Below are 6,377 nucleotides of genomic sequence, written 5' to 3' on the forward strand. Positions count from 1 at the left end.
ATAAGAATAAACGCCAATGGAATAGTATTTTCTTTTTAAGTAATATAAAGCCCACTCCAATTTTGGAGTGGGCTTTTATATTTATCTTGATTATTGTATTTAATTTTTAGAATTATATATTTAAATCTTTAACTTTCTCTTCATCACCTTCTAATACTTGCATACCACTTTCAGAAGTTATAGTACTACCACTTGGAATGAAATCATCTTTAAAATTCTCTTCTTTAACATAAGAGAATATTCTACAATTTCGTCCAATAGTAGTATTATCTGGTATTGTAGCTCGTTTAGCAATTACATTTAATCCATTAGACATCAATTCAGGTTTTTCTTGATTAGGAGTTAGGTCATCACCAGTTCCAATCTTACAATTATGACCAATTTCCACTTCTTTATCAATAATAGAGCGATCAACGATAGTATTACTTCTAATAACTGTATCATTAAAGATGATTGAATCTCTAACGATAGCGCCTTCTTCAATATAAACTCCTGGGCTAATAACTGAATTTTCAACATGACCATTAATAATTGAGCCATTAGAAACTAAGCTACGTGCTGCATCACCAGAGTTACCGAATTTTACTGGTGGCTTTTCTTCACTGCGAGTAAATAGCTTCCAATCTTCATCATATAAATTTAATTCTGGAATAGCTCTTGTTAGTTCTAGATTTGTTTTCCAGTATGCTTCTAAAGTTCCAACATCCTTCCAATAGTCATCAAATTCATAGGCAAATGCTTCTCCTTTATCGATAATTGGAGGAATAACATGGTGTCCAAAATCTGAATTCTCTTCATCACAGTGTTTCTCTAAAGCTTCTAAAAGTTCTTCAGTATTAAAAACATAGATGCCCATTGAAGCTAAATTACTAGGTGGATTTTCTGGTTTTTCTACAAAATCTGTAATTTGCATATTATCATCATGGTCTAAAATACCAAAGCGGCTTGCTTCTTCATAATCTACTGGTTGAGCGGCTATTGTTAATTTTGCATCTTTTTGTCTATGATAGTCAATCATTTTACTATAGTCCATTTCATAAACATGATCACCAGATAGAATAATTACTTGGTCTGGGTTGTGACGTCGAATATAACTGATGTTTTTGTAAACTGCATGAGCAGTTCCAGTATACCAGCCACCTGCTTCTGGTTTTCCAGTGAATGGTTGCAAAACTGTTGCGCCACCCATTTTTCTATCTAAATCCCATGGTTTTCCGATACCTATATGTTTGTTTAAAGATAATGGTAAATATTGCGTAATGACTCCTACATTAAAAATTCCTGAGTTAACACAGTTACTAAGTGCAAAATCGATTAATCTAAATTTACCAGCAAATGGAACACTGGGTTTAGCTCTATGTTTTGATAGAATATCTAGCCTCGTACCTCTACCTCCAGCTAAAATTAATGCTAAACTTTTCATTATAGAATCCCCCTTGTTTTATAAAATTTATATGCTATCTACATATTTCGTTAAAAAATGTCATCTTCCTTTATTTATCTAGTATTTATTAAAATAAAATAAAAATTAGATCAGTTTTAATTAGGTGGTCGAAAGTGTATAAGCACTGATTTATAGTTGACAAATCAGTAATAATTACTTATAATAGATATACCAATTGAAAACAATTATTAATTAGAAAGGATGATCAAAATGATAAATAAAGAAATAAGACTCAATAATAAATTAGGTTTACATGCTCGTCCTGCTTCAGTTTTAGTGCAAAAGGCTGAAGAATTTTCGTCTACTATTAAATTAATTAAAGGTGATAAAGTAGCAAATGTAAAGAGTATTTTAGGTGTTTTGTGGTTAAAAGTAAGAGATGGTGATAAATTAGTATTAGAAGCAGAAGGCTCTGATGAAGAAGAGGCAGCAGAAGTAATTACAGAACTATTTGAAGAAAAATTAAAAGAGCTTAGCTATTGTAATGATAATCAAGGGGATAAAGAGCAAATTGATTGCATTTCCCCAGATGAAATGATGAAAATGCTGGGCTCAGGAATGAAGAAGAATTTGTCTGAAGTAGGGTAATATAAATAATAAAAGTAATAATTTTATAGAAATTGTTTAAAGTACTGGGACTCACCAGTGCTTTTTCTATATAAAGTGTAACTATCTGCCACTAGCTAGTAGATAAAAGCTAGTAGCTAGTAGTAAATTCAAAACCAAAAAAACAGTTCATAGCTTTGAATTATTGAATACTAGGTTAATGTTTTAGGTTTTGAATTTGATTTTATGTTTTTAACTACTAGCTCTTAGCTACTTACTTCTAGCTATAAAGTTTCACTAAAAGTGAAACTTTATAGCTAGATAATATTTAAGTTTAGAGAGGAATTATAATTTTAATCTTTAAATTAATTAGTGGTAGTATAAAATAATAAATGAAGATTAAAATTTAAACAGAGGTGAAATAAATGAGTAATATTGAAGATAGTGTTAAAGAAAGAGTTTCGGAATTACGGGAACAGTTAAGGGAACATAATTATTATTATTTTGTTAAAGATGATCCGCAAATTAGTGACCGTAAGTATGATCAATTGATGCAGGAATTAGTAGAGTTAGAAGAAAAATATCCTGAATTAAAAAGAGAAGACTCTCCTACACAAAGAGTTGGGGGAGAAGCGATAGATGAGTTTGAAAAGGTGGAACATGATGTGCCATTATTGAGTCTTGATAAGTCTTTTTCGGCTGAGGAATTAAGAGATTTCGACCAGCGGGTAAAGAAGGAGATTACAGAAGAGTTTGAATATGTTGTAGAACTAAAAATAGATGGTTTATCAGCTTCTTTGCTCTATGAGAATGGTAAGTTAGTGCAAGGGGCTACTAGAGGTAATGGTGAAATAGGAGAAAATGTAACTCACAATTTAAAGACTGTACGTAGTATTCCGCTTAATTTAGGGCAAGATATTGATTTAGAAGTTCGAGGCGAAGTTTATTTACCTAAAGACAAGTTTATGGAATTAAACCAACAACGTGAAGACGAAGAGCAATCTACCTTTGCTAACCCTCGTAATGCTGCAGCAGGAACTTTGCGGCAGTTAGATCCTAAAGTAGCAGCTAATCGTCCGTTAGATATTTTTATTTATGATAGTGCTTATATTGCTGGTCGAGGATTTGAAAAACATAGTGAACGGTTAAATTATTTAGCAGATTTAGGTTTTAAAGTTAATCCAGAACGAGAAGTTTTAGCTGATATTGAAGCAGTAATTGATTATTGTGAAAGCTGGACTGAAAAACGTGAAGATTTAAATTATGAAATTGACGGAATTGTAGTTAAAGTTAATCGCTTAGATTTGAGAGAAGTATTAGGTTCAACAGCTAAACATCCCCGCTGGGCTATAGCTTATAAGTTTCCTGCTCAGCAGAAAGAAACTACTATTCAAGATATTGAAGTAACAGTAGGTAGAACGGGATCTTTAACGCCTACTGCTGTCTTAGAGCCAATTTTATTGGATGGTTCCGTTGTTAGCCGGGCTAACCTTCACAATCAAGATGAAGTAGACCGCAAAGATGTAAGAATTGGTGACCAGGCGATAGTACAGAAAGCTGGTGATATTATCCCAGAAGTAGTTGAAGTGCTGCCAGATAAGCGAGATGGTAGTGAAGAAAAGTTTACTTTACCAGATCAGTGCCCGGTTTGTGGAGCTAAAGCAGTTCGTTTGGAAGGTGAAGCTGCTAAAAGATGTACAGGAGGGGCTTGTCCAGCTAAATTACGGGAAGAAATCCTACATTTTGTGCAGCGAGATGCAATGAATATTGACGGAATTGGCCCAGCACTAATAGATCAGTTATTAGAAAAAGAATTAGTAGAAGATGTGGCTGATTTATATTATGTAGAAAAAGAAGAGTTGATGGCCTTAGATCGGATGGCAGAAAAGTCGAGCCAGAATGTATTGGATGCATTAGAAAATAGTAAAGATAATAGTTTAGATCAAGTTCTGTATGGTTTAGGTATTAGATATGTAGGTAGCCGGGTAGCGCAGGTATTGGCGCAGAATTTTGCTGATATCGATGAGGTTATTGCTGCGAGCAAAGAAGAGTTAGAAGCTATTGATGAAATTGGCCCTAAGATTGCTGAAATGATCGACACCTACTTTGCTGAAGAACAGAATTTAGAGATTATTGCTAAGTTAAAAGAAGCTGGAATTAATTTTGAATCAGAAAATCAAGAAAGAGAAGCAACTTTAGAAGGAACTAAATTTGTATTAACAGGAAGTTTAGATGATTTTACCCGTAAGGAAGCTAAAACAGAGATTTCTAAATTAGGCGGGCGTGTGACTAGTTCAATTAGTGGAGCTACAGATTATTTAGTTGTAGGAGCTAATCCTGGTTCTAAATATGATAAAGCGCAAGAATTAGGGACAACTATTTTAGATGAAGAGGAATTTAAAGAGTTAATCAAGTAAATATTTTCTAGATAAAAGAGGATTATTTGACATTGGTCGGGAATTAAGTAATTAAAGGCTTAATTTTCGACTTTTTATTTAGGGAGGGGGAGTGCAATGGCTGATAATAGACTAGAAGTATATGCTTTAGGATCATTTTATATTAAGTTAGATTCTAAAAAGATTAGAGAAAAACATTGGAAATCAAAAAAGACCCTTAAATTATTTAAATTATTATTAGTTAAACATGGGAAAGAAATTAATTCTGAGCAAATAGTAGAAAAGATATGGCCTACTCAAAGTTTATCTAAAGGGGTTAAGAGAGTTTATGATACTATTTATCAGCTGCGTAAAGTACTTGATAATGGACAAGAGGAAAGTTATATTTTAAAATCTCCCCAAGGTTATAGCTTGAATGATAAGAAAAATTATTGGTTGGATTGGGCTGAATTTACCTCAATTTATAATAAATATAAAAGTTTTGATCTCACTAATGGTCTGTCTGATAAGCAATTATACCAAGCTGTTGAAGAACTTGAATCAGCTATTGATCTTTATCAAGGAGATTTTATGGAAAATGATCTGTACGAGCGGTGGATTGAATTACCTCGAATTCACTATAGAGAAGTTATGCTTAATATTATTATGTTATTAGCTAAAATGTCTTATAAATTACATAATAATGATAAAGTACTGCAGTATTTAGAATTTGGAATTGAGGAAGCGCCTTATCGGGAGGATTTTTATTTATTAGCAATGAAAATTTTGCACCATGAAGATCGATGTTGGAAAGTTGCTTTTCTGTATAAAAAGTGTAAAGAAGCTATGGAAAGAGAGCTAGGAATTTCACCTTCATCGCGATTGAAAGAGGAATACAATAGAATTATTGATAATCAAGGTTGTAATGTTCATACTCCAATGAATTTATCTACAATGGGAGCTTTAAGGTGTGAATCTAGTGTTTTTAAAGAAATCTATAAATTAGAAAAACGTAAGAGTTCTAGACAAGATACACCGTCTTTATTATTAAAAATAATTTTTGAAGAAGTCTTTTCGTATCAGTTATTAGAAGAGTTGATTACTCGAATTAGCAGTCGTTTAAGAGGAGAAGATGTAATTACTAAATGGGATGACCATACTATTTATATTCTATTAGCTAGGACACCTCTAGCTAATAAATCTAAAATTTCTCATCGCATTTTAGACTCTTTATTTCTAACTGAGGTGGGGAAAAACCATCAGTTAGAATGGAAAGAAATTTCTAATCAAAATTATAGAGAAGATGATGATTTTGATCTATAGCTTGATTTCACTCCACTATTTAGTGGAGTTTTTTATTTTTTTGTAGAAAAGAGTTTAAAACGAGATGTTTTAGAAAAAAAAAAGATATTATTGTAGTATAATTAACTTAATAATTTAATTATTCAACAACCTATTAATAAAATGAAATCAAGCACTTGATAAAGGAGATGCTTTTATGAAAAAACTTAAAAGATATTTGTTTTTTTCTCTCTTAATTTTTATTGTTTTGCTTCTTTCTGCCTGTGGAAGTAGTGGAAGTGTAAAATCTAGTCCTAAATACCAGACTTTAACAGTAGAAAAAATAGGAGAAGGAGCAGTGATACCAGTAGTCGGTAGTCATGAAATGGAAAAAGAAACAATAGCTAATCTAAAAGCGACAGCAGCTTCAGGTTGGCAGTTTGTTAATTGGGAAGGAGAAGTAGCAAATACAGCTAGTGCTGAAACAACAGTTTATATGGACGGTGATAAGACAGTCAAAGCTGTTTTTGAAGAGCTAGAACCCAATCTTGAATATCAGACTTTAACAGTAGAAAAAATAGGAGAAGGAGCAGTGATACCAGCAGTTGGTAGTCATGAAATGGAAAAAGAAACAACAGCTAATCTAAAAGCGACAGCAGCTTCAGGTTGGCAGTTTGTTAATTGGGAAGGAGAAGTAGCAAATACAGCTAGTGCTGAAACAACAGTTTATA

5 protein-coding genes are annotated in these 6,377 nt (G+C 32.4%); 4 read left to right on the plus strand and 1 reads right to left on the minus strand.

Translation table 11 applies throughout. The features are described from left to right. Nucleotides 1–112: 112 nt before the first annotated feature. Entirely contained in the window at nucleotides 113–1,423 is a 1,311-nt protein-coding gene (locus JOC47_RS10960) for a glucose-1-phosphate adenylyltransferase (RefSeq protein WP_204702117.1), read from the minus strand. A 231-nt stretch (nucleotides 1,424–1,654) separates the two neighbouring features. Here JOC47_RS10960 and JOC47_RS10965 point away from each other — a divergent pair, with 231 nt between their 5' ends. From JOC47_RS10965 to JOC47_RS10980, 4 genes are all read left to right on the plus strand, one after another. Beyond that, a complete protein-coding gene (locus tag JOC47_RS10965) occupies nucleotides 1,655–2,032 on the plus strand; it encodes an HPr family phosphocarrier protein (protein WP_204702118.1) in 378 nt (125 codons plus the stop codon). Between the two features lie 383 nt (nucleotides 2,033–2,415). After that, on the plus strand, nucleotides 2,416–4,407 hold the full coding sequence (gene ligA / locus JOC47_RS10970) for an NAD-dependent DNA ligase LigA (RefSeq protein WP_204702119.1): 1,992 nt from the start codon (nucleotides 2,416–2,418) through the stop codon (nucleotides 4,405–4,407). 96 nt (nucleotides 4,408–4,503) lie between these two features. Further along, nucleotides 4,504–5,688: a bacterial transcriptional activator domain-containing protein gene (locus tag JOC47_RS10975; RefSeq protein WP_204702120.1), complete on the plus strand. Its 1,185-nt coding sequence runs from the start codon at nucleotides 4,504–4,506 to the stop codon at nucleotides 5,686–5,688. 175 nt (nucleotides 5,689–5,863) lie between these two features. Beyond that, a partial coding sequence (locus tag JOC47_RS10980; protein WP_204702121.1) for an InlB B-repeat-containing protein occupies nucleotides 5,864–6,377 on the plus strand: 514 nt, incomplete at its 3' end.

The sequence above is a fragment of the Halanaerobacter jeridensis genome (genome assembly GCF_016908315.1).
Taxonomy (GTDB): domain Bacteria; phylum Bacillota; class Halanaerobiia; order Halobacteroidales; family Halobacteroidaceae; genus Halanaerobacter; species Halanaerobacter jeridensis.